Source organism: Brachybacterium fresconis, from assembly GCF_017876515.1.
GTDB lineage: Bacteria > Actinomycetota > Actinomycetes > Actinomycetales > Dermabacteraceae > Brachybacterium > Brachybacterium fresconis.
Map to the genome: position 1 here is coordinate 19,819 of NZ_JAGIOC010000001.1, position 22,239 is coordinate 42,057.

A 22,239-nucleotide genomic window follows, 5' to 3' on the forward strand; every position below is an offset into this window, starting at 1 on the left:
CCGATGACCCTGACCGACGAACCCGGCGCCCGCCCCGTCACGAACCGCACCACGGTCCACTCCGGGATGGTGTTCGACATCGTGCGCGACACCGTCGACTTCGCCCCCGGGGTGCAGTTCGATCGCGAGTACATGCGCCACCCCGGGGCGGTCGCGGTGCTCGCCGTCGACGAGCAGGACCACGTGCTGCTGATCCGGCAGTACCGACACCCCGTCGGCCACACCCTCTGGGAGATCCCCGCCGGGCTGCTCGACGTCGACGGGGAGGACCCGCACGTCGGAGCCCTGCGGGAGCTCGGCGAGGAGACCGGCCGCACGGCGGCGCGGCTGCGCACCCTGGTGGACCTGCGTCCCAGCCCCGGCGGCAGCGACGAGGTGATCCGGATCTACCTCGCCACCGGCGCGAGGGCGCTGGAGGAGGCGACCGGCTTCGAGCGCACCGACGAGGAGGCGGAGATCGAGACCCGGTGGCTCCCGCTCGCCGACGCGGTCACCGCCGTGCTCGAGGGACGCCTGACCAACGCCACCACGGTCACCGCGGTGCTCGCGCTGGCGGCCCATCGCGCCCGTGGTGGGGACGATGGAATGCTGCGTGCGGCCGACGCCCCCTTCCTGGAGCGCCCTGGCCGGGACTGAGCGAGCCGCCGCGGCGTTCGGCGAGGACGTCGGGGACCTCCACGAGCCCCTCGGCGTCCTGGCGCCGGTGTGTCTCGATCCGATCACGGGCCAGGAGTTCTGGTAGGAACAGACAAAACGCCCTCTACTCTGGTGAGCATGGTCACAGCAGAAGCCTCGATGCCGCTGCTGCGCGTGACGAACCTGATCAAGCACTTCCCCGGAGCGAAGGCGCTCGACGGGGTGGACTTCGACGTCCACGCCGGCGAGGTCCACTGCCTGCTCGGGCAGAACGGCGCCGGCAAGTCCACCCTCATCAAGGTCCTGGCCGGCGCGCACCAGAGAGATGGCGGGGAGATCCGCTGGCAGGGCGAGGTGGTGACGATCGGCTCGCCCACCCGGGCGCTGGACCTCGGCATCGCCACCATGTATCAGGAGCTCGACGTGGTCGACGGCCTGACCGTGGCGGAGAACGTCTACCTCGGCCACGAGCTCTCCCGCGGCGGGCTCCTCCGGCACGCCGAGGCGCGCGCCCGCACCCGGGATGTGCTGCACCGGCTCGGGCACCCCGAGATCCGGCCCGGTCAGGACGTGGGCAGCCTCTCCGCGGCCGGCAAGCAGATCGTCTCGATGGCGCGCGCCCTGTCCCACGACGCCCGGGTGATCGTCATGGACGAGCCCTCCGCGGTGCTGGACCCGGAGGAGGTGGACAAGCTCTTCCAGGTGGTCGACTCGCTGACCGCCGACGGTCTCGCCGTCATCTACATCTCGCACCGGCTGGAGGAGATCCGGCGCGTCGGCGACCGGATCACCGTGCTCAAGGACGGCCGGACCGTGGCCTCCGGGCTCGCGGTGGCGGACACCCCGACCGGCGACCTCATCGAGATGATGACCGGTCGGCGGATCGAGAGCGATTTCGGCGGCGCCGGCGTCGAGGAGTTCGGCGAGGTGAGGCTGCAGGTCGAGGACCTCGCGCTGGCAGGCATGTTCGAGAACGTGAGCTTCGAGGTGCGCTCCGGGCAGATCCTCGGGTTGGCGGGCCTGGTCGGGGCCGGGCGCTCCGAGATCCTCGAGACGCTCTACGGGGCGCGGCCCGCGGCCGCCGGCACCGTCACCGTCGGCGGACGTCCGCTGCGCACGGGGTCCGTCGCCCGTGCGGTGGGCCGCGGCATCGGACTGGCCCCGGAGGAGCGCAAGAGCCAAGGGCTGCTGCTGGACGAACCGGTGTACCGCAACATCACCCTGTCCACCTTCGCCCGGTTCGCGCACGGCGGCTTCCTCGACGAGCGTGCCGAGCGCCGGGCCGCCGCGGGGCAGATCGAGGCGCTCCGCCTCGCCCCCGATGATCCCGACAGGCGGACCCGGACCCTGTCCGGAGGCAACCAGCAGAAGGTGATGCTGGCGCGCTGGCTGGTGCACGGCTGCGAGGTGCTGCTGCTGGACGAGCCGACCCGCGGGGTCGACGTCGGTGCGCGCGCCGAGATCTACACGCTGATCCGGCGCCTGGCCCACCAGGGCACCGCCGTCGTCGTCGTCTCCAGCGAGATCGACGAGGTCCTCGGCCTCGCCGACCGGGTGCTCGTGGTCGCGGACGGTGCCGTCGTGCACGACGGGCCCACCGATCAGATCGACGAGCACGGCGTGCTCGACCTCGTCATGGAAGGAAGCGGGCATGAGTGAGCAGGCACCGCGCAGCGACGGGAGCGCAGAGCCCGCCGGCGGGCCCGTGCCCTCGGGCGCGGTCGCGACGGAGCCGGTCGCCGACAGCGGCGGGACGGGCTCCCGCGCCCGTCCCGGCCGTGGCGCCGGGCTGGGCCGCAGCCTCGGTCTGGTCATCGCCCTGCTGCTCATCTGCCTGGTGGGCGCGCTGACCGCAGGCGACCGCTTCCTCGACGTCGACAATGTCCTGACCATCGTCCGCGGGGCCGCGGTGATCGGGGTGGTGAGCATCGGGATGACCTTCGTCATCACGGCCGGTGGCATCGACCTCTCGGTCGGCTCGGTGCTGGGACTGGCCAGCGTCTGGGCGACCACCCTGGCCACCCAGGCCATGGCCGAGGACGTGCACTGGATCGTGATGGTGTTCACCGGGGTCGCGGTCGGCACCGCGGCAGGCATCGTCAACGGGATCGTCGTCTCCTACGGCAGGGTGGTCTCCTTCATCGCCACCTTCGCCATGCTGATCGCGGCCCGCGGGCTCGCCGAGATCATCTCCGGGCGCGGCACCCAGCTGGTCACCGACGAGGGCTTCGACGCCTTCTTCAACGGCAGCGTCCTCGGCATCCCGACCATCGTGTGGATGTTCCTCGCGGTCGCCGCGCTCGGCTGGGTGGTCCTGAACCGGACCACCTTCGGTCGCCGCACCGTGGCCGTCGGCGGCAACGCGGAGGCCGCCCGCCTGGCGGGGATCAACATCCGGCGCCACACCGTCTACGTGTTCGCCCTCAGCGGCTTCACCGCCGGTCTCGCCGCCGTGATGATGCTGGGGCGCACGGGTGCCGGAAGCTCCACCAACGGGACGCTGTACGAGCTCGACGCCATCGCCGCCGTCGTCGTCGGCGGGACGCTCCTGATCGGAGGGCGGGGCACGATCGTCGGCACCGTGATCGGTGTGCTCATCTTCCAGACCCTGACCAACGTCTTCGTGCTGAACAACCTCTCCACCTCGGTCCAGGCCCTGGTCCAGGGCGCGATCATCGTGGTCGCCGTCCTCCTCCAGCAGCGCTTCGTGGTCCGCGCCAGATCGACCTGAGCGAACGTGTCGACCAGTCCGCGCCGATGCGCCGCCCTCGCTGTCCGCCCCATCCATCACGACACCAAGGAGCACCTCCCATGACTGCATCGATGACGCTGCGTCGCCGTGTCACGGCCTCCCTCGCCGTGCTCGCCTCGGCCGCCCTGCTCGCCTCATGCACCGGCAACACGCCGGAGGCCGTCGGCGAGGGCGGCGGAGGCGGCGGTGATCCCCAGGCCGGCAGCAGCAACGACGAACCGGGCGAGACGGTCACGATCGGTTTCTCCGCGCCCGCCGCCGACCACGGCTGGATGGGTGCGATGAGCACCCGCGCCCAGGAGGTGGCCGACGAGTACGAGGACGTCGAGCTGCTGGTGGCCGAGGGCACCAACGATGTCAACCTCCAGATCAGCCAGATCGAGACGTTCATCAACAACGACGAGGTGGACGCCATCGTCGTGGTCCCCTTCGACGGCGCCGCGCTGACGGGCGTCGCGCTGGAGGCGATGGCGGCCGGGATCCCGGTGATCAACGTCGACCGCGAGTTCTCCGATCCCAATGCGGCCCGACTGACCGTGGTGGGAGACAACTACGGCATGGGCCACAACGCCGGTGAGTACATCTGCGAGCGCGTCGGCGATGACCCCGAAGCGGTGATCGCCGAGGTCGCAGGCATCTCCTCCCTGCCCCTGACCGAGGAGCGCACCCAGGGCTTCGAGGACGCACTCGGCGAGTGCGGTCAGGACGTCGACAACCGGGTCTCCGCCGACTTCACCGTCCAGGGCGGTGAGTCGGCCACGTCCAACCTGCTGCAGGCCGCCCCGGAGATCGACGCCCTCTGGAACCACGACGACGACCAGGGCGTCGGCGTGCTGTCCGCGATCGAGAACGCCGGTCGCGACGAGTTCTTCATGGTCGGCGGTGCCGGCTCGGCGAACATGATGCGCCACATCCAGGAGGGTGACTCGGTCGTCGAGGCCACGGTGGTCTACCCCGCCAGCCAGGCCGCCAACGGCGTGGCGATGGCCCGACTGCTCGCCCAGGACAAGGCGGTCTCCGACCTCGTCGAGAACGAGATCCCGCGTCGCATCCAGCTGTACGCACCGGTCGTGTCCGAGGAGAACGTCGAGGAGTACATCGACTCGGCCTTCGAGTCCTGAGCCGGCCCGGGAACCTGCCGACGATGCTGCCCCGCAGGCGGTGCAGAGTCGGCGGCGGGGCTCAGCCCTCGGTCCGGGCTCGGTGGATCACCGGGGCGGCCTGCGCGATCTGCCACGGGCGGGCGCCCAGCTCGGCGAGCTGGGCGCCGATCTCCGGCTCGGTCGGCACGTCCTCGTGCTCCCAGATCCAGTGCCGCAGCAGGGCCGGCTGCAGGAGATTCTCCGGGGGCAGCTCCAGGTCCTCGGCGCGCTGGCCGACGGCCTCGCGCACCAGCTGGTAGCGCTCCCACACCTCCGGGCACTTCTTGGACCAGAGCTTGTGCGGTGGGGGATAGGAGCGTTCGCTGCGCTCGGGGAGATGGGAGGCGGGCAGCTCGAGACCTGACCGTGCTGCCTGCCACCACATGTCCTTGCGGTGCAGCTTCGCCGGCAGCGCCCGGTCGAAGGCGCCTCGGCCCCGGGGTGCCTCCTTGGCCGCGGTGACCAGATCGCGGTCCTTGATCACGCGGTGCGGGGAGAGGTCCTCGGCGGCGGCGATCTCGTCGCGCCGGGCCCACATCTCCCGGGCCGCGGCCAGCTGCTTGACCGAGCGCAGACCGCCCAGGCCGTGCAGCCCGCGCCAGGACGAGGACCGGGTCGGGCCGCGGTCGCGGACCAGCTCGTGCGCGAACTCCTGGCGGGCCCACTCGTCCTTGCCGTCCTGCCGCAGACGCTCGGCGAGGACGTCGCGGACCTCCACGAGCACCTCGACGTCCAGCGCCGCATAGGTGAGCCAGCCCTCCGGCAGCGGGCGCCGCGACCAGTCGGCGGCGGAATGCTCCTTGGCCAGACGCAGGCCGAGGGTGTCCTCGACGACGGCGCCGAGCCCCACCCGCTCCATCCCCAGCAGCCGTGCGGCGAGCTCGGTGTCGAACAGCGCCGCGGCGCGCATGCCGAGCTCCGTGAGGCTGGGCAGATCCTGCCCGGCGGCGTGCAGCACCCATTCCCGCTCGGCCAGCAGATCCAGCAGGGTCGCGGGAAGGGTGAAGGCCAGCGGATCGATCAGGGCGGTGCCCGCGGCGTCGGTGCGCAGCTGCACCAGGTAGGCGCGGGAGCTGTAGCGGTAGCTCGAAGCCCGCTCGGCGTCGACGGCGACCGGCTCCCGGGGTGCGGTGGAGGCGGCCTCGCACCAGGCGAGCAGAGGCTGGATCCGGTCGATGACGGGGACGATGCCGTCGCGAGGAGTGGTCAGATCGGTGACGGGGGCGGGCTCTGTCACCGGGGGTCACCGGCTTCCTCGGGGCGCGGCGCCCTCGCATGGTGGGTGGGGGCGATCGGGGCGATCCGCGGCGGGGCCGGGGGCAGACCTCCCGCAGCGGCCAGCATCGCCGTCCAGGCCGCGAAGTGGGGAGCGAGTTCGGGGGCGGGGTCCTCGCCGTCGACCTCGTCCTCGATCTCGGGGGTCCAGGACACCCGCATCTCGACGTCCACGGTCGAGGGGCGCTCGGCGAGCGCGCCGTAGGACTGCGAGACCACCCGCGTGGCGGTGCACCCCAGTTCGCGGGAGTCCGCACCGTGCAGCTCGAGGGATTCGGTGACCCAGGACCAGGCCACGTCCCCGAGCATCGACTCGACCGCGAACTCCGGTTCCAGCTGTGCCTGGACGAGTGCCACCATCCGGTAGGTGCCGTCCCAGGACTCCTGCCCGGCGGGATCATGGAGGATCACCAGGCGACCGGAGGCCAGCTCCTCGTCGTGGACCAGGATCTCACCGGTGCAGGCCCAGGTGGACGGGGCCATCTTCGAGGGCGCAGGGATCTCGCGCCACGTGAACTCCGGACGGAGCGTGGCGCCGGTCATGGCGTCGACGGCGGCACGGAAGGTGTCGTCGCCGGTGCGGATTCGATGGACGGGCACGCTGGGAGACTAGTCGCGCACCGTGCTCCCGACCGGCAGGCGCGCCGGGGTCGCCGCGCCGGGCGGTCCCGGGCAGCTGCCGGTGTGCTCGTCAGCCGTCGGTGCGGTCGCCGTCGTCGGCGTCGTCGCTGTGGACGAGGCTGACGGAGTTGATGCAGTAGCGCTGGTCGGTCGGGGTGTCGAAGCCCTCGCCCTCGAAGACGTGGCCGAGATGCGAGCCGCACGAGGCGCAGCGGACCTCGACGCGGCGCATGCCCAGGGAGCTGTCCTCGAGCAGCTCGACCGAGTCGGAATCAGTCGGCGCGTAGAAGGAGGGCCAGCCGCAGTGGGCGTCGAACTGGGTCTCGGCGGTGAACAGCTCCGCACCGCAGGCCTTGCACGCGTAGGTGCCGGCGGGGCGGACCTCCTCGTACTTCCCGGTGCCGGGCCGTTCGGTGCCGCCCTGGCGGAGCACCTGATAGTCGGCCGGGGAGAGACGCTCGCGCCACTGCTCGTCGGTGATGGTGAGGGGATAGGTGCGCGTGCCGATGGGTTCGGTGGACATCGAAGCTGCCTCCGCTCTGCGACGCCGCGGGCGTCGCGCTGGTGCGCGGGGTGCTCTCACCCCGCCGAGGATGGTGAACGCGGTGTTCACAGCCTCGATCCTAGTGCGTGGATAGGATGCGTGGTATGACGTGTGAGCAGGATCGGCCCCGACCCACCAGCGCTCCTCTACGGTGGACGCAGGCCCTCCGACCGCGCTCCGACCAGGGACGCTGGGCCGAGGCCGCGCTCCTCGGCATGATCGGCGCCGTCTCGGCGTTCACGCTGAGCGCAGGCCTGCTGGCCGTAGGGGCCCGCGTGATGGCGCGCCTGCCGCTGGTCCCGCAGCAAGGGCTGCGCGGGAGGCCCGATCTGCCGGTGCGCGCGGTGCACACGGACCGGGTCCACCTCGAGAAGACCCGCGAGTCCGCACGCGACGGCTATCTCGCGCTGCGGCAGTCCGGAGGCACGGTGCATGTGCGCCTGGGACCCGTCCAGTCCCGCCCCACCCCCACCACGGTCGCGCGGCCGCTGCTGGCGGCGGACACCACGGAGCCGCTGCGGGTGGCCAGGGCGGCCGTCAACGGATTCTTCTGGGCGGGCACCCCCGCCACCGCCCACGGGCTGGAGACCGAGGAGGTCGAGGTCGACTCGCCCGTCGGGCCGATGCCCGCCTGGTTGGTGCGGCCCGACGAGGCACGGGGCTCCGTGGCCGGGCAGGCCGACACCTGGGCGATCCTGATCCACGGGCACGGCTCGATGCGCGGAGAGGCGCTGCGGGTGATCCCGCTGCTGCACCGCCTGGGTCTGACCAGCCTGACGATCACGTACCGCAACGACACCGGCGCCCCGGATTCCGCGGACCGGATGTACCACCTCGGGGCCGACGAGTGGGAGGACACCGAGGCCGCGATCGAGTTCGCGCTGGCCCACGGCGCCCGCCGCATCGTGCTGATGGGGTGGTCGATGGGCGGCGGCATCGCCCTGCGCGCCTCGGTGCGCACGGCTCACCGCGACCGGGTCGTCGCTCTGGTGCTGGACTCCCCGGCGGTGGACTGGCAGGACATCCTGATCTACCACGCCACCGCGATGAAGGCCCCGCGCCCGATGCGCACCCTGGGGATGTGGATGATGACCTCGCCGGTCGGAGCCCGCATGGTCCAGCTGCACGAGGCGCTCGCGCTGGACGAGATGACGCCCGAGCACTACGCCGACCACCTCATCCACCCCACACAGCTGTTCCACGCCCTGGACGATGCGACCGTGCCGCCGGAGCCGAGTCGACGCCTGGCCGCGCTGCGCCCCGACGCGGTGGAGTTCGTGCCGTTCGAGGGCGCCTCCCACACCCGCGAGTGGAACCGTGACCCCGCCCGGTACGAACGCCATCTGGCCGATTTCCTCGGCCGGGTGCTGGGACTCGAGGACGAGGTCGCCGCGCTGCAGCTGCCGGTGCGCGATCCGGCCTCGGCTGCCCTCGAGGACTCGATCGGCCTGCGGCTGTGATCCATCGGGCGTCGCAGGTGCGCTGACGCAGGTCCGCTGACTCAGGTGCGCTGACTCAGGTCCGCTGACCCGGGCCCCCTGACGCGGGGACCGGGATCGTCGGGTGGCCGACGCCGTCAGCGTCCGCGGCGGTACCGCGCGATCGTCGCGTGCTCGCCGACCAGCAGCGACCTCTGCTCCCATCCCTGGTCGTGCTCCGGACCGTGCAGCACGCGCGAGGACGGGCCGCCGATGGTGCGGTGCGTGGTCGACAGGCACAGCTCGTCGAGCAGGCCGGCGGCCGCGAGCTGCCCCAGCGCCGAGGGCCCGCCCTCCGCCTGGATGGCGCGCAGTCCCCGCGCGGCCAGACCATGGATCGCCGCGGCCGGGGTGGCGGCGGGGATCACCTGCTCCGGGTCCACGCCGGCACGCCGCCCGGCGTCGGCCGCGGCCTCGGGTGAGGCGATCAGGTAGAAGCCGCCGCGACGATCCAGCGTCGGGGGCAGGTCTCCGCTGTTCGACCAGACGGCGAGGGCAGGGCGCGCGGCCCCACCGGGCCGTCGGGACGGTGACAGCAGGCCCTCGCGGCCCTGGACCGAGGAATAGTCCTCCACCCGCACCGTCCCGGCCCCCACCAGCACCACATCCGTCAGTGCGCGCAGCACCCCGAACACCAGGGAGTCGTCGGGATTGCGCAGGGGCCCGCTGGTGCCGTCGGCCCCGTGGATCGCCCCGTCGAGGGTGGCGTTCATCATCGCTCGGACGTGCGCGGAGCCGGCGGCCGGCTCGGGGAACGCATAGAGATCGGCGATCATCCGCACTGCCTCGGGCCCGTCACGCAGGAGATGCGGGGCGGGCAGCAGCTCTCCATCACGCAGCAGCAGATGCACGGTTACCTCCGGGACGACGCCGATGTGTGGCACCGATCATCGCGCACGGCCCTGCGGGCCGCGAACCGGCACCGGCGGTGCGGACGGACCATACACTGACCGCCGTGACTGAAGCGCTCTGCGACCGACGGCCCGCCCCGACCCTCGAGCGGATGCTCGCGGACCTGGTGCCCCCGCCGCGGTTCGCGCGCGCCCGGCTCGAGAACTACGTGCCCGACCCCGCCTATCCCTCCCAGGAGGAGGCGAAGCAGCGGATCAGCGCGTTCGCCGCCGAGCTGGGTCGGCCCACCGGCGGCTTCCTCGCCAAGCTGCGGCGCCGTCCCCGGGCGGCCCATGGCATCTACCTCGACGGCGGTTTCGGCGTCGGGAAGACCCATCTGCTGACCGCCCTGTTCCACGCGGTCCCGGGCCAACGCGTCTACGGCACCTTCGTGGAGTACACGGACCTGGTCGGCGCCCTCGGGTTCCAGCGGGCCGTGGACCTGCTCGGCGAGTCGGTGCTGGTGTGCATCGACGAGTTCGAGCTCGACGACCCCGGCGACACGCTGCTGATGACCCGGCTGATCCGGGAGCTGTCCGATCGCGGAGTGGCCGTCGCGGCCACCTCCAACACGCTGCCGGACGCGCTCGGGGAGGGACGCTTCGCGGCGCAGGACTTCCTGCGCGAGATCCAGGCGATGGCCGAGCGGTTCCAGGTGCTGCGCATCGACGGCGAGGACTACCGCCGCCGCGACAGCGTCGCCGAGATCCGCTCCCTGCCCGAACCCACCGTGCGGGAACATGCCGAGGAGCGGACCGACACCACGCTCGACGACTTCGACGCGCTGCTGAAGCATCTCACCACGGTCCATCCCTCCCGCTACGGCGCCCTGATCGACGGCGTCTCCTCCGCGCACGTGACCGGGCTGCACGGTCTGAGGCACCACCACGACGCGCTGCGGTTCGTGGTGCTCGTGGACCGTCTCTACGACCGCACGGTGCCGGCGCTGGTCTCGACCGGACCTCGCGCCGACGTCGTCGACGACCTCTTCGCGCCCGAGCTGCTGGCCAGCGGCTATCGCAAGAAGTACTACCGCGCGCTGTCGCGTCTGGCCTCCCTCGCGCACGACGGATCCGGTCTCCTGGCCGGCGGCATCGACGATCCGGCCGGCGAACGCAGCGTGTGAGAGGGCCCAGCACGTGAGCGAGCCCAGCACATGAACCTGCCGACGCCGCCGCGGGGGCCGGACGGCCCCGCACGGCGCTCCCGCTCGGAGCAGGCGCGCCGCGCCCTCGCCGGACGCATCATGGACGGCGCCCTGGTGCCAGGAGCGCCGCTGCGCATCGGGGCGCTGTCCGAGGAGCTCGGCATGAGCGCGACCCCGGTGCGCGAGGCCCTGAACCTGCTGACCGGCGAGAAGCTCGTCGAGTACCTGCCGATGCGCGGCTTCGTCGTCACCCGTCCTCCCGATGACGAGCAGGTGCGGGCCATGGGGGAGGCGCGGGCGCTGCTCGAACCGCAGCTGGCCGCGCTCGCGGCGCAGCGCGCCACGCCCGCCGAGCGCGACGCGCTGGCGGCCACCCTCGAGCGGACGGCCGCGGCGGGGGTCGGTGCCCGCTTCCAGGAGTACGAGGGATATCTCGACCACTCCAGCGCTTTCCATGCCGAGATCGCCGCGGCGGCGCGCAACCCGTACCTGGCCGCCGCGCTCGAGGCGATCCCGGTGCACACGCTGCGGTTCCGGCGCTTCGGGACGTCGGGCGTCGATGACGCGGAGATCTCGGTGCGCGAGCACGCGGCCGTGCTCGCCGCCATCGGGCGCGGGGACACCGAGGGGGCCCGCGAGGCGATGGTGGCGCATGTGCGAGCCGTGACGGCGCGGGCGCTGGCCGGCTCGGCGTCCTGACCCGGCGCCGTCAGCCCTCCGGCTCGAGGTACAGCTCCTGGACGACCGCATGGTCCTGGCCGCCATCGCCCCGGTCCACCGACCCGCGGTACAGGCCCAGCAGCGCGGGCAGCAACCGGGCGGGCAGGCCCGCGCTCTCGGCGGCGGCCGTGGCGTATCGCAGGTCCTTGACCTGGTTGTCAGCCGAGCCTCCCAGCGAGTACTCGCGCTCGATGAGCTTGTCCTTCTTCTGGGCGAGCACCTCGCTGCGGGCGAGCCCGCCCTCGAGCAGGGTCACCAGCTGCTGGACGTCGAGCCCGGAGCGCCGGGCGAGGGCGAACGCCTCGGCGAGGGCGGCGAGGGTGCCGCCGACGACGATCTGATTGCACAGCTTGGCGACCATGCCGGACCCGAGCGGGCCCAGGTGTACGACGGTCCCGCCGATCACCTCCAGCACCCCGAGCACCGCCGCGACATCGTCCCGAGTGCCCCCGACCATGAGCGAGAGGGTGCCGGCCGCGGCCCCGGCGACCCCGCCGGACATCGGCGCGTCGACCACGGCGATCCCGTCGACCGCGAGCTCCTCGGCCAGCTCGATGACCTGCTCCGGCCCGGTCGTCGACAGCACCACCAGGCGGGCGCCGGCAGCGCCCCAGGCCTGTCGCGTCGGGGCGTCGAGCAGCTCGCGCAGCGGGGCGACGTCCGGCAGCACGGACAGGATCACCGGTGCCGCGGCGTCGGCCGGGCGCTCGGCCCGGATCGCGCCGGCCGCGACCAGATCATCGGCCCGGCTCGCCGTCCGGTTCCACACCAGCGGCGTGAGACCGGCATCCAGCAGGGTGGCGGCGATGGGGTGGCCCATCGGTCCCAGACCGATCACCGCGATGCGGGGGGTGTTCATGGAAGCTCCTTCACAGGCGTCGGGGGAGACCGTAGACTCAGAATCATATTTTATTCCTGGTCCACCGTGGACCGTCGAACCAGGAGGGTCGACCTGACCCGCCCCGTCTCTCGACCGGTCGAACCGCTCGTCCCTCCCTCCCTCGTGCACAGGAGCATCCCATGGCGCTGACGCCCTACCCCGCCTCAGACTTCCCGGCCCAGCCCGCGGCCCTGATCACCGGGGCCGCCTCCGAGCGCGGCATCGGCCGTGCCACCGCCCACCGCCTGGGCGCGGAGGGCTGGGCCGTGGCCGTGATCGACCTGGACGCCGCGGCCTCCTCGGCCGTCGCCGAGGAGGTCGCCCAGCAGCACGGGGTGCCGACCCTGGGTCTGGGCGTCGACATCTCCGACGAACAGCAGGTCATCGACGCCGTCGCCCGCGTGGACGCCGAGCTCCCGCAGCTCGTGGGCGTGGTCAACAATGCCGGTGTCTCCTCGCCGACCCCCTTCACCGAGGTCAGCACCGAGGAGTGGAAGCGGGTCTTCGACGTCAACGTCCACGGCACCTTCTTCGTCACCCGGGAGGCGGTGAGGATCTTCCGCCGCCACAGCCTGGGACGCATCGTGAATCTCTCCAGCGCCTCGGCCGAGCGCGGCGGCGGCGTCTACGGCCGCGCCGCCTACTCCGGGTCGAAGGCCGCCCTGCTGGGCCTGGCCAAGACCTGGGCGCGGGAGCTCGGCGAGTACGGCATCACCGCGAACTCCGTCGCCCCCGGGTCGATCGACACCGACATCATGGGCGGGAAGCTCAGCGACGAGCGCAAGGAGGTGCTGCTGCAGGAGCTCCCGGTGGGCCGGGTCGGCACCGTCGACGACGTCGCCGGGGCCGTCCATTACCTGCTGGGGCGCGACGGCGGTTACCTCACCGGCGTCACCCTCGACGTCAACGGCGGCTCCCACATCCACTGACCGATCTCGTCCACCGACCGAGCCGGCGCGGGCGGAAGCTGTCCGCGCCGGTCGGATGATCCCAGGAGCGACATGCCCGCCAGCGGAACCTTCCACGTCGACCTGTCCGGCGCGACCGTCGTCGTCACCGGCTCCACCCGCGGCATCGGCCGCGCGATCACCGAGCGCCTGCTCGCCTCCGGCGCCCGGGTGATCGGGCTGCAGCGGGGGACCGAACCCGTCGGCCCCGGCCATCAGTGCGTCAGCGTCGACCTCGCCGACCCCGCCTCCCGCACCGATGCCATCGCCCAGGTGCTCGCCGAGCACGAGGTCGACCTGCTGGTCAACAACGCCGGCATCAACCTCCGCCACGAGTTCGAGCACTTCCCGCTCGAGGAGTTCTCCCAGGTCATGACCGTCAACCTGGACGCGGTCGTGCAGCTGATCCAGGAGTTCGGCCGTCCGATGCTCGCCCGCGGCCACGGACGCATCGTCTCGATCGCCTCGATGCTCTCCTACTTCGGCGGCGTGAACGCCTCGGCCTACGCCGCGTCCAAAGGCGCCGTCGCCCAGCTGACGAAGTCCGTCGCCAACGAGTGGGCCGGACGCGGAGTCGCCGTCAACGCCGTCGCCCCCGGCTACATCGCCACCGAGCTCAACGTGTCCCTGCGCGAGGACGAGATCCGCAACGCCGAGATCGTCTCCCGGATCCCCGCCGGCCGCTGGGGCCGCGGCGAAGACATCGCCGGGACGGTGCTCTTCCTGGCCAGCGAGGGCGCCGACTACCTGCACGGGGCCGTGCTCCCGGTCGACGGCGGCTACCTCGGGCGCTGAGCGGCGTGGCCGAGCACCCGCCATCGTGGAAGGATCCCCCCATGACCACTGACGCACCGCTGCTCATCGCCATCCTGCGGGGGGTGACCCCTGCCGAGGCGCCCGCCATCGGCCAGGCCCTGCTGGAGGCCGGGGTCACCCGCTTCGAGGTGCCGCTGAACTCGCCGCGTCCCTTCGACTCGATCCGGGTCCTCACCGAGCTCTACGGAGACCGGGCGGAGATCGGGGCGGGCACGGTCGTCGATCCCGCCGACGTGCCGCGCGTGGCCGAGGCCGGCGGCCGACTCGTCGTCGCCCCGAACACCGACCCGGAGGTGATCGCCGGCGCGCTCGAGCTCGGTCTCGTCCCGTACCCGGGCGTCGCGACCGCCACCGACGTCTTCGCGGCGCTGCGCGCCGGGGCCCGGCACCTGAAGATCTTCCCGGCCGACGCCCTCGGCACCGCCGTGCTGCGCGCCTGGGACGCCGTCGTGCCCGACGGGACGGCCTTCCTGCCCGTCGGCGGCATCAGCACCGACACCCTGCCGGGCTGGATCCGTGCGGGTGCCGCGGGAGCCGGCATCGGCTCGTTCCTCTACGCCCCCGGCCGCGACGCCGAGGAGGTGCGGGAGCTCGCCGCCGACCTCGTCCGCGCCGCCGCTGCCGCCCAGCAGCGCGAGGGCACGCAGAGATAGGGCACCGAGCGACACCGCGGGGCACCGGCCGCTGCGCGGGCCGCGGGCCTCATCTCAGTCGGCGGCGCGGCCCAGCACCTCGGGGTTGAGGATGTTGCGCGGGGTGCGGCCGGCGAGGACCTCCACCACGTTCTCGATCACGCGACGCTTGAGCTCGGTCTCGGACTCCTCGCTGTACCAGGAGGCATGAGGGGTCAGGACAGCGGTCGGGCACTCGCGCAGCGGGCTGTCGACCGGCAGCGGTTCGGTCTCGAACACGTCCAGGCCCGCGCCGCCCAGATGCCCTGACCGCAGCGCCTCCACCACGGCATCGGTGTCGACCACCCCGCCGCGGCTGGTGTTGACCAGCAGCGATCCCGGACGCATCCGGGCCAGGGTGGACGTGGTGATCAGGTGACGGGTGTCCTCGGTGAGGGGGACATGGATGCTGAGCACGTCCGAGGTGGACAGGACCTCATCCCGGGTGCGCACGGCGATGCCGTCCTCGGTGGTGGTCCCGGGCTCCCGCATCGGGTCGCAGCCCTGGACGGAGAACCCCAGCGCCCGCGCCTTGCGGGCGGTCGCCGCGCCGATGCGCCCCAGCCCGACCACCCCGAAGGTGCGGGTGCTCAGCCGGTGCAGCGGCTTGACCGGGGCCAGCGAGTAGGTGCCCTCCCGCAGGTTCCGATCCAGCTCGACGATCCCGCGGGACAGCGTCACCGCCAGCGCGACGGCGTGGTCGGAGACGTCGTCGGTGCCGTAGTCCGGCACATTTGACACCGCCACCCCGCGTGCCGTGGCGGCGGCGAGGTCGATGGTGTCGACCCCGACTCCGTAGCGGCCGATGGCCCGCACCGTCGGCAGGGCCTCGAGCACCCGGTCGGTGATCGGGGCGTACTGCACCAGGAGGCCGTCGGCGCCCTGGGCGGAGGCGATCACCTCGTCCTCGGTGCGGGCCTGCTGCAGGACCAGCTGGACGCCGGCGGCCTCGGCGACCGCCTCCTCCTCGGTGGTCCGATCCTGGTCCAGGTCGGTGATGACGATCTTCATGGAGTCCTCTCCTCGGGGTGGGACGGGGCGCCGCGTCGCCGTGGGGCGGGCCTCGGAGCTGCGCGGTCGACGTCGAGCGCGGACCTCATTCTCCGTCGAGCCGGAGGATCGCCGCGGCGGCGTCGGCCATCCGGACGGTTCCGTCGGGTCCCTGGCGGACCGGTCCGAAGGCGGCGAGGACCTCCCGGGCGCGCGGTGCACGGGGGAGGGGGCCGGGGCCGCGATGGGCGAGCACGGCGAGGTCGCCGCGTCGCAGCAGCACGGACCCCTCGGCGAGGATCTCGACGCGGACGGCGCGCAGATCGCCGTCGGCCAGCGCGGGGTGCTCGCGCCGCAGCGCGATCAGGGTGCGGTACCACCGGAGCATCCGGGCATGGTCGTCCTCGCTGCGCTCCGCCCACGGCAGGATCGAGGCGCTGAAGGTCGACCGGGCCTGGGGATCGGGCACCGCCTCCGCCCACCCCATCTCGGCGAACTCCGCGACCCGGCCCGCGGTGACCAGCTCCCCGAGCTCCGCGTCATGGTCGGTGAAGAAGGCGAACGGCGCGGAGGTCGCCCATTCCTCGCCCTGGAACAGCATCGGCGTGCCCGGCCCCAGCAGGATCAGGGCGCACGCCGCGGCGTGCTGGGCGGGGGAGAGCCCGTGGTGGATGCGATCGCCGGCGGCCCGGTTGCCCACCTGGTCGTGATCCTGCAGGAAGGTGACGAAGCTGTGGCCGTCGTAGTGCTCGCTGCCGGGATCGACCGGGGCTCCCCAGACGCTGCCGCGGAAGCTCGAATACGTCCCGGCGTGCCAGAAGATCCGCGTCAGCACCGTGGACAGCGTCTCGGCGGAGCCGAAGTCCGCGTAATACCCGGCGCGCTCGCCGGTGATCCAGGCATGCACCCCGTGATGGACGTCGTCGGCCCACTGCAGGTCCATCCCGAGCCCGCCGGCGGCGGTGGGCGTGACGGTGGCCGGGTCGTTGCGGTCGGACTCGGCGATCAGGGTCAGCGGCCTGCCGGTCTCGACCTCCCAGGCGGAGACCGCCTCGGCGAGCTCGGCCAGGAAGTGCTGCTCGGAGTCGTCGTGCAGCTCATGGACCGCGTCCAGCCGCAGTCCGTCCAGTCCGACGTCGACCAGCCACTGCCGGGCGCTGCCCAGCAGGAAGTCGCGCACCGGGCGAGAGGCGGGCTGATCGAGGTTCACGGCCTCGCCCCAGGGGGTCTCGTGCCGGTCGGTGAAGTACGGGCCGAACCTGCCCAGATAGTTCCCGGCGGGTCCGAGATGGTTGTGGACCACATCGAGCACCACGGCGAGGCCGCGCCGGTGGGCGGCCGCGACGAACCGTGCCAGTGCCGCCGGCCCGCCATAGGCCTCGTGCGCGGCGTACAGCCCGACGCCCTCGTAGCCCCAGCCGCGATCACCGGGGAAGGTGGCGATCGGCATCAGCTCCACGGCGTCCACGCCCAGGTCCACGAGGTCGTCGAGACGTTCGATGGCCGAGTCGAAGGTGCCGCCGCGCCCGTCGGAGCCGGCGGTGAAGGTGCCCACGTGCAGCTCGTACAGGACCTGTCCGCGCAGGTCCCGGCCCGCCCACGCGGTCTCCTCCCGCAGCGCGCGGGGATCGACGACGGCGGACTCGCCGTGGACGCCGTCGATCTGGCGCAGCGAGCGAGGATCGGGCAGCCACGTCGGATCCTCGTCGAGACGGAAGCTGTAACGCGCGCCGGGGACCGCCGTCACCCCGTCCAGGGTGAACCAGCCGCCCTCACCGCGCTGCATCGCCCGGGCGACCCCGTCCACGCGCACGGCCACGGCACCGGCCTGCGGGGCCCACACCTCATACCGGTCGTAGCTGCGCGGGGCGACCGGACCCGGGCTCGGGGTGCTCATCGCCGGTCCACCGTCTCCTCGGCGATGCGGTCCTCCGTCCGCTCGGCGGCGTCGCCGCAGCGCAGCAGCAGGGCGACCGGCCAGGAGGACAGCAGGTCCTCCAGGGGCACCATCCCGCCGTCGACCTCCGCCCCGCTGAGGACGTCCCTCCAACGGCCCTCGGGCAGGGCCAGATGGGAATCGCCCCAGCCGCCGCGCTGCGCGAGCCCCTGGGCGAGCCGGGTGGCGACGGTGGCCACCTCGATCGGGCCGTCGTCCACTCCGCGCCCGAAGGCGACCGCGTGCGAGGTGGTGGTCGGCAGCGGCCGATAGGCGGCCGCCCGGCCGCGGAACAGCTCCGGCCGCCGCCGGCGCAGGACGAGGGCGCGGTGGGTCAGCCACAGCTTCTCGTCCCCGACCCCCTCGGGGCCGGCCCCGTCGATCATCCGGGCCAGCCGCTCGGCCTGGGCGGCGTGGTCGACCTCGCGGCGGTTGTCGGGGTCCACCAGCGACAGATCCACGGTCTCGTTGCCCTGGTAGACGTCCGGGACCCCGGGCATCGTCAGCTGGATCAGCTTCTGGCCGAGGATCGCGGCGCGCTGTGCCGACAGGGTGCGCCGGGTCCACTCCGTGAGCAGACGATCCACTTCAGGGGAGGCGAGGGCCGCCCGGGACAGCTCCAGCACCTGCTGCTCGTACTCGACGTCCTGGTCGGTCCAGGTGGTGTGGATCTTCGCCTCCCGCATCGCCTTGAGCAGATATCCCTCCAGACGTTCGGCGGTGATCCGTGCGGCTGCGGCGCCGGGCAGGTCCCAGCAGGCCACGAGGGTCTGCCACAGCAGCAGCTCGATCGCACCGTCGACCCGATCGCCGTGGGCGTCGGCGGTGGCGCGGTCCAGGTCCTGGACCGTCAGCGCCCACTCCAGCGGCTGCTCGGTGAGCACCGCGAGGCGCGCCCGCACGTCCTCGCTGCGCTTGGTGTCGTGGGTGGACAGCGTCGTCATCGCATCGGGGCGGGTGCGCACCCTGTCCAGAGCGTGATCATGGAGATCGTCGGGCTCCACCCCGATCCGCTCCGGATCCGCGCCGACCTCGTTGACGGCCACGAACCGGGTGTAGCGGTAGAACGCGGTGTCCTCCAGCCCCTTGGCATGCACCGGCCCGCAGGTCTGGGCGAAGCGCACGATCACCTCGGCGCGCTGGGTGCTGGCGGTGCGGCCCGCGCTGCCCACCTCGTCACCGCACACCAGGGCGACGACGGTCTCCAGCGCCGTGGCCAGGTCCTCGTCGTCGCCGAGCACGGTCTGCGCCCGGGCGGCGGCGTGCTCGATGACGGCGCGCTCGCCGCCGGGGGCGGGTTCGCCGGGCACGATGTAGGCGCGGTAGCGGTCCATGGAGCCCAGCAGGGCCCGCACCGCCTGCTGGATGTTGCGCCGGGTGGTGTCCCGCAGCCGGATGTCCTCCTGGCAGATGTGGTGGATCAGCTCGGTGAGGCGTTCGAGCTCGGCCCACAGACTGGTGGAGATGATCTGCTCGGTGGACTCCGCGGCGACCTCGGAGAAGGGTCGCAGGTCACCGGTGCGGCGCTGCCACAGGTGCGTCAGTCCCAGAGCGCCGTGCGGGTCCTGGAACAGCCCGCCGACCCGCCACATGGCGTCGTACCCGGTGGTGCCGGCGCACGGGAAATCTCCCGGCAGCTGCTCGTCCCCCTCCAGGATCTTCTCCACCACGGTCCAGGAGCCCCCGGTGGCCCGCTCCAGATCCCGCAGATAGCCCCGCGGATCGGCGAGGCCGTCCGGGTGGTCGATGCGGTAGCCGTCGATCACGCCCTCTCCCTGCAGCTCCAGCAGCGTCGCGTGGGTCGCCTCGAACACCTCCGGCAGCTCCACCCGGACCGCCGCCAGGGTGTCCACGTCGAAGAACCGCCGGTAGTTCAGCTCGTCGTCGGCGACCTTCCAGTAGGCCAGGCGGTACCACTGGCGGTCCAGCAGGTCCGCCAGCCCCAGGTGCTCGGTGCCGGCGGCCACCGGCAGCACGTGCTCGTAGTACCGCACCACCGTCTCGGTCGCCGTGGTGCCGTCGGCCTGCGGGACCTCGGCGCTGCCGACGGTGATCTCCTCGTCGGCCAGGACCGCTCCGATCGGCCGACCCAGCACCGGGACCAGGATGGAGCGCTCCGCCGAGGTGTCGGTGTCGAACCACTCCGCGAAGGGGGAGTCGGGCCCATCGCGCAGCACCGACCACAGCGCACGGTTGTGCCAGATCGGGGTGGGGATCGCCATGTGGTTGGGCACCACGTCGACGATCAGCCCCATGTCGTGGGCGTGGGCGGCCGCGGCGAGGCGCCGCAGCGCCCCCTCGCCACCGATCTCCGCGCCGATCCGCGTGTGGTCGACCACGTCGTAGCCATGGGTGGAGCCCGGTGCGGCCTGCAGCACGGGGGAGCAGAACACGTGTCCCACCCCGAGCCGGGAGAGATAGGGGACCAGGGCGGCGGCGTCATCGGCCGTGAAGCCCTCGTGCAGCTGCAGGCGATAGGTCGAGGCGGGGACGACTGCGCTGATACCGGTGCTCACGATGGTCTCCTTCTCCCGGGCGTGGGCCCGGACGGGTGGGTCAGGCGCGGGCGGGCTGCTCGGTCTCCTCATCGGCCGCGGGGTTCCCGTCCAGGTCCGCCGGTGGGCGCATGAGCACCAGCAGCGAGTGTCCGGGCCGCGTGAGGGTGTCGCCGCCGGCGAACGCGGTGCCGACCTCGACGGTCTCCCCGGTGCCCAGGACGACCTTCCAGTTCTCGCCGTGTTCGGAGGACGGCAGCGTGAAGTCGACGTCGTTGCCCGAAGCGTTCAGCAGCAGCAGCGCCGAGTCGTCGATGATGCGCTGGCCCCGCAGGTTCGGCTCGGGGATCCCGGCCCCGTTGAGGAACATGATCAGGCACTTGTTCTGCGCCGAGTCCCAGTCCTCGGCGGTCATCAGCGCCCCGTCGGTTCCGAGCCACTCCACGTCCGCGAGGGTCGAGCCCGCGCCGTCGCGCACGATGCCGCGCAGGAAGCGGCGACGGCGGAAGATCGGATGCTCGCGGCGCAGCTCGACCATCGACTGCGTGAACCAGAGCATCTCCATCTGGTCGGCGTCCAGCTCCCAGTCGACCCACGAGATCTCGTTGTCCTGGCAGTAGGTGTTGTTGTTCCCGCCCTGCGTGCGGCCCATCTCGTCGCCGTGGAGGATCATGGGCACGCCCTGGCTCACCAGCAGCGTGGCCATGAGGTTCTTGGCCCGGCGCAGGCGCAGTGCGCGCACCTGAGGATCATCGCTGGGGCCCTCGACCCCGGAGTTCCAGGACCGGTTGTGGCTCTCCCCGTCCTCGCCGTCCTCGCCGTTGGCCTCGTTGTGGCGCTCGTTGTAGGAGACCAGGTCGCGCATCGTGAAACCGTCGTGAGCGGTGACGAAGTTGATCGAGGCGATCGGGGTGCGGCCGGTGTGCTGGTACAGGTCCGAGCTTCCGGCCAGGCGGGAGGTGAATTCCCCGATGACGCCGGGCTCGGAGCGGTGGAAGTCGCGCACGGTGTCGCGATAGCTGCCGTTCCACTCCGACCACAGCGGCGGGAATCCGCCCACCTGGTATCCGCCCTCCCCGAGGTCCCATGGCTCGGCGATGAGCTTGACCTGCGAGATCACCGGGTCCTGCTGGATGATGTCGAAGAAGGCCGAGAGCCGGTCCACCTCATGCAGCTCCCGCGCCAGGGTGGAGGCCAGGTCGAAGCGGAAGCCGTCCACGTGCATCTCGGTCACCCAGTAGCGCAGCGAGTCCATGATCAGCTGCAGCACGTGCGGGGTGCGCATCAGCAGCGAGTTCCCGGTGCCCGTGGTGTCGTAGTAGTGGGCCTTGTCCTCCTCCACCAGGCGGTAGTAGGCGGCGTTGTCGATGCCGCGGAAGCAGAGCGTGGGGCCGAGATGATTGCCCTCGGCGGTGTGGTTGTAGACCACGTCGAGGATGACCTCGATGTCCGCCTCGTGCAGGTTCTTGACCATCTGCTTGAACTCCTGGACCTGCTGGCCGCGATCGCCGGCACAGGAGTACTCGTTGTGCGGCGCGAAGAAGCCGATGGTGTTGTAACCCCAGTAGTTGCGCAGGCCGCTGTCCACCAGGTGCCCGTCCTGGACGAACTGGTGGACGGGCATCAGCTCCACCGCCGTGACCCCGAGTTCGGTGAGGTGCTCGATGATCGAGGGGTGGCCCATCGCCACGTAGGTGCCGCGGATGGTGTCGTCGATGTCCGGATGCAGCATCGTCAGGCCCTTGACGTGGGCCTCGTAGATGACCGTGTCGTGGTACTCGTGCGCCGGCGGGTGATCGTTGCCCCAGTCGAAGAAGGGGGAGATGACCACGGAGTGCATGGTGTGGTCGGCGGAGTCCTCGGTGCTGCGCTGCTCGGGGTGCTCGAAGCTGTAGCTGTACAGGGACTGGTGATTGCTGGCCATTCCCGCGATCGCCTTCGCGTACGGATCCAGCAGCAGCTTCGAGGGGTCGCAGCGGTGCCCCGCGTCGGGGTCGAAGGGGCCGTGGACGCGGTAGCCGTAGCGCTGTCCGGCCTGCACCGCGGGCAGGTAGACGTGCCAGACGTACGCGTCGACCTCGGTGATCTCGACGCGGCGCTCCTCGCCGTCGTCGTCGATCAGGCACAGCTCGACCCGCTCGGCCGCTTCCGAGAAGAGGGCGAAGTTGGTGCCGGAGCCGTCGAAGGTGGCACCCAGGGGGTAGGACTGACCGGGCCATATCTGCATGGGCTCAGGGTAGCGGCACCAGGTCCGGAACTTCCCGGGTGCGCGGCTGCCGGCGCCGTGGAGGCCGGTTC

At 72.1% G+C, this 22,239-nt stretch carries 19 protein-coding genes; 10 read left to right on the forward strand and 9 right to left on the reverse strand.

The window, feature by feature from the left end; translation table 11 throughout:
• Positions 1-3 precede the first annotated feature (3 nt).
• The 4 genes from JOF44_RS00075 to JOF44_RS00090 all read left to right on the forward strand — a co-directional run bounded on the left by JOF44_RS00075 (position 4) and on the right by JOF44_RS00090 (position 4,509).
• Positions 4-636 carry an NUDIX domain-containing protein gene (locus JOF44_RS00075; protein WP_209885806.1) on the forward strand — a complete coding sequence of 211 codons (633 nt, stop codon included), beginning with the start codon at positions 4-6 and terminating at the stop codon, positions 634-636.
• A 138-nt stretch (positions 637-774) separates the two neighbouring features.
• Complete coding sequence (locus tag JOF44_RS00080; RefSeq protein ID WP_245348801.1) at positions 775-2,295, forward strand: sugar ABC transporter ATP-binding protein; 1,521 nt, start codon at positions 775-777, stop codon at positions 2,293-2,295.
• A complete protein-coding gene (locus JOF44_RS00085; RefSeq protein ID WP_209885809.1) occupies positions 2,288-3,367 on the forward strand; it encodes an ABC transporter permease in 1,080 nt (359 codons plus the stop codon). The genes JOF44_RS00080 and JOF44_RS00085 overlap by 8 nt, the downstream gene beginning before the upstream one ends.
• 80 nt (positions 3,368-3,447) lie before the next feature.
• Entirely contained in the window at positions 3,448-4,509 is a 1,062-nt protein-coding gene (locus JOF44_RS00090) for a substrate-binding domain-containing protein (protein WP_209885812.1), read from the forward strand.
• A gap of 61 nt (positions 4,510-4,570) precedes the next feature.
• Here the strand turns inward: JOF44_RS00090 and JOF44_RS00095 are convergent, their stop codons facing one another.
• The 3 genes from JOF44_RS00095 to msrB all read right to left on the reverse strand — a co-directional run bounded on the left by JOF44_RS00095 (position 4,571) and on the right by msrB (position 6,949).
• Positions 4,571-5,767, reverse strand: a complete 1,197-nt coding sequence (locus JOF44_RS00095) for a ribonuclease D (RefSeq protein WP_209885815.1) — start codon at positions 5,765-5,767, stop codon at positions 4,571-4,573.
• Positions 5,764-6,405 carry a DUF3000 domain-containing protein gene (locus JOF44_RS00100; protein ID WP_209885818.1) on the reverse strand — a complete coding sequence of 214 codons (642 nt, stop codon included), beginning with the start codon at positions 6,403-6,405 and terminating at the stop codon, positions 5,764-5,766. The genes JOF44_RS00095 and JOF44_RS00100 overlap by 4 nt, the downstream gene beginning before the upstream one ends.
• A 91-nt stretch (positions 6,406-6,496) precedes the next feature.
• Positions 6,497-6,949 carry a peptide-methionine (R)-S-oxide reductase MsrB gene (gene msrB / locus JOF44_RS00105; RefSeq protein ID WP_209885821.1) on the reverse strand — a complete coding sequence of 151 codons (453 nt, stop codon included), beginning with the start codon at positions 6,947-6,949 and terminating at the stop codon, positions 6,497-6,499.
• A gap of 125 nt (positions 6,950-7,074) precedes the next feature.
• Here msrB and JOF44_RS00110 point away from each other — a divergent pair, with 125 nt between their 5' ends.
• Positions 7,075-8,430, forward strand: a complete 1,356-nt coding sequence (locus tag JOF44_RS00110) for an alpha/beta hydrolase family protein (RefSeq protein WP_209885824.1) — start codon at positions 7,075-7,077, stop codon at positions 8,428-8,430.
• Positions 8,431-8,546: 116 nt separating this feature from the next.
• On the opposite strand, the gene JOF44_RS00115 is transcribed toward JOF44_RS00110, so the two are convergent.
• Positions 8,547-9,332 carry a dihydrofolate reductase family protein gene (locus JOF44_RS00115; protein ID WP_342591610.1) on the reverse strand — a complete coding sequence of 262 codons (786 nt, stop codon included), beginning with the start codon at positions 9,330-9,332 and terminating at the stop codon, positions 8,547-8,549.
• 71 nt (positions 9,333-9,403) lie between these two features.
• Between JOF44_RS00115 and zapE the strand changes: the two genes are divergently transcribed.
• Positions 9,404-10,465, forward strand: a complete 1,062-nt coding sequence (gene zapE, locus JOF44_RS00120; RefSeq protein ID WP_209885826.1) for a cell division protein ZapE — start codon at positions 9,404-9,406, stop codon at positions 10,463-10,465.
• Between the two features lie 30 nt (positions 10,466-10,495).
• Positions 10,496-11,185 (forward strand): GntR family transcriptional regulator, encoded by a 690-nt coding sequence (locus JOF44_RS00125; protein WP_209885829.1) that lies wholly within the window; start codon positions 10,496-10,498, stop codon positions 11,183-11,185.
• Between the two features lie 10 nt (positions 11,186-11,195).
• On the opposite strand, the gene JOF44_RS00130 is transcribed toward JOF44_RS00125, so the two are convergent.
• Complete coding sequence (locus tag JOF44_RS00130) at positions 11,196-12,065, reverse strand: NAD(P)-dependent oxidoreductase (protein ID WP_209885834.1); 870 nt, start codon at positions 12,063-12,065, stop codon at positions 11,196-11,198.
• A 161-nt stretch (positions 12,066-12,226) separates the two neighbouring features.
• Between JOF44_RS00130 and JOF44_RS00135 the strand changes: the two genes are divergently transcribed.
• The 3 genes from JOF44_RS00135 (at position 12,227) to JOF44_RS00145 (ending at position 14,502) form a co-directional block, all read left to right on the forward strand.
• Entirely contained in the window at positions 12,227-13,015 is a 789-nt protein-coding gene (locus tag JOF44_RS00135; protein WP_209885836.1) for an SDR family NAD(P)-dependent oxidoreductase, read from the forward strand.
• A 72-nt stretch (positions 13,016-13,087) separates the two neighbouring features.
• Positions 13,088-13,828, forward strand: a complete 741-nt coding sequence (locus JOF44_RS00140) for an SDR family NAD(P)-dependent oxidoreductase (RefSeq protein ID WP_209885839.1) — start codon at positions 13,088-13,090, stop codon at positions 13,826-13,828.
• Positions 13,829-13,869: 41 nt separating this feature from the next.
• Complete coding sequence (locus JOF44_RS00145) at positions 13,870-14,502, forward strand: 2-dehydro-3-deoxy-6-phosphogalactonate aldolase (RefSeq protein WP_209885841.1); 633 nt, start codon at positions 13,870-13,872, stop codon at positions 14,500-14,502.
• Between the two features lie 54 nt (positions 14,503-14,556).
• Here JOF44_RS00145 and JOF44_RS00150 read toward each other — a convergent pair whose 3' ends face one another.
• From JOF44_RS00150 to glgX, 4 genes are all read right to left on the reverse strand, one after another.
• The gene (locus tag JOF44_RS00150; RefSeq protein ID WP_209885844.1) at positions 14,557-15,531 is read right to left on the reverse strand and encodes a C-terminal binding protein; all 975 of its coding nucleotides are present in this window, start codon (positions 15,529-15,531) and stop codon (positions 14,557-14,559) included.
• An 85-nt stretch (positions 15,532-15,616) separates the two neighbouring features.
• Entirely contained in the window at positions 15,617-17,407 is a 1,791-nt protein-coding gene (gene treZ, locus JOF44_RS00155) for a malto-oligosyltrehalose trehalohydrolase (RefSeq protein ID WP_209885847.1), read from the reverse strand.
• Positions 17,404-20,034, reverse strand: a complete 2,631-nt coding sequence (gene treY, locus JOF44_RS00160) for a malto-oligosyltrehalose synthase (RefSeq protein ID WP_209885850.1) — start codon at positions 20,032-20,034, stop codon at positions 17,404-17,406. The genes treZ and treY overlap by 4 nt, the downstream gene beginning before the upstream one ends.
• Positions 20,003-22,168, reverse strand: a complete 2,166-nt coding sequence (gene glgX / locus JOF44_RS00165; RefSeq protein ID WP_209885853.1) for a glycogen debranching protein GlgX — start codon at positions 22,166-22,168, stop codon at positions 20,003-20,005. Before glgX ends, treY begins: the two co-directional genes overlap by 32 nt.
• Between the last annotated feature and the right edge of the window lie 71 nt (positions 22,169-22,239).

Coding starts and splice junctions, on each gene's coding strand:
- JOF44_RS00145 (WP_209885841.1), top strand. CDS start 13,870: ATGACCACTGACGCACCGCTGCTCATCGCCATCCTGCGGGGGGTGACC.
- JOF44_RS00075 (WP_209885806.1), top strand. CDS start 4: ATGACCCTGACCGACGAACCCGGCGCCCGCCCCGTCACGAACCGCACC.
- JOF44_RS00140 (WP_209885839.1), top strand. CDS start 13,088: ATGCCCGCCAGCGGAACCTTCCACGTCGACCTGTCCGGCGCGACCGTC.
- treZ (WP_209885847.1), bottom strand. CDS start 17,407: ATGAGCACCCCGAGCCCGGGTCCGGTCGCCCCGCGCAGCTACGACCGG.
- JOF44_RS00135 (WP_209885836.1), top strand. CDS start 12,227: ATGGCGCTGACGCCCTACCCCGCCTCAGACTTCCCGGCCCAGCCCGCG.
- JOF44_RS00150 (WP_209885844.1), bottom strand. CDS start 15,531: ATGAAGATCGTCATCACCGACCTGGACCAGGATCGGACCACCGAGGAG.
- msrB (WP_209885821.1), bottom strand. CDS start 6,949: ATGTCCACCGAACCCATCGGCACGCGCACCTATCCCCTCACCATCACC.
- JOF44_RS00080 (WP_245348801.1), top strand. CDS start 775: ATGGTCACAGCAGAAGCCTCGATGCCGCTGCTGCGCGTGACGAACCTG.
- treY (WP_209885850.1), bottom strand. CDS start 20,034: ATGAGGAGACCGAGCAGCCCGCCCGCGCCTGACCCACCCGTCCGGGCC.
- JOF44_RS00130 (WP_209885834.1), bottom strand. CDS start 12,065: ATGAACACCCCCCGCATCGCGGTGATCGGTCTGGGACCGATGGGCCAC.
- glgX (WP_209885853.1), bottom strand. CDS start 22,168: ATGCAGATATGGCCCGGTCAGTCCTACCCCCTGGGTGCCACCTTCGAC.
- JOF44_RS00110 (WP_209885824.1), top strand. CDS start 7,075: ATGACGTGTGAGCAGGATCGGCCCCGACCCACCAGCGCTCCTCTACGG.
- JOF44_RS00085 (WP_209885809.1), top strand. CDS start 2,288: ATGAGTGAGCAGGCACCGCGCAGCGACGGGAGCGCAGAGCCCGCCGGC.
- JOF44_RS00090 (WP_209885812.1), top strand. CDS start 3,448: ATGACTGCATCGATGACGCTGCGTCGCCGTGTCACGGCCTCCCTCGCC.
- JOF44_RS00125 (WP_209885829.1), top strand. CDS start 10,496: ATGAACCTGCCGACGCCGCCGCGGGGGCCGGACGGCCCCGCACGGCGC.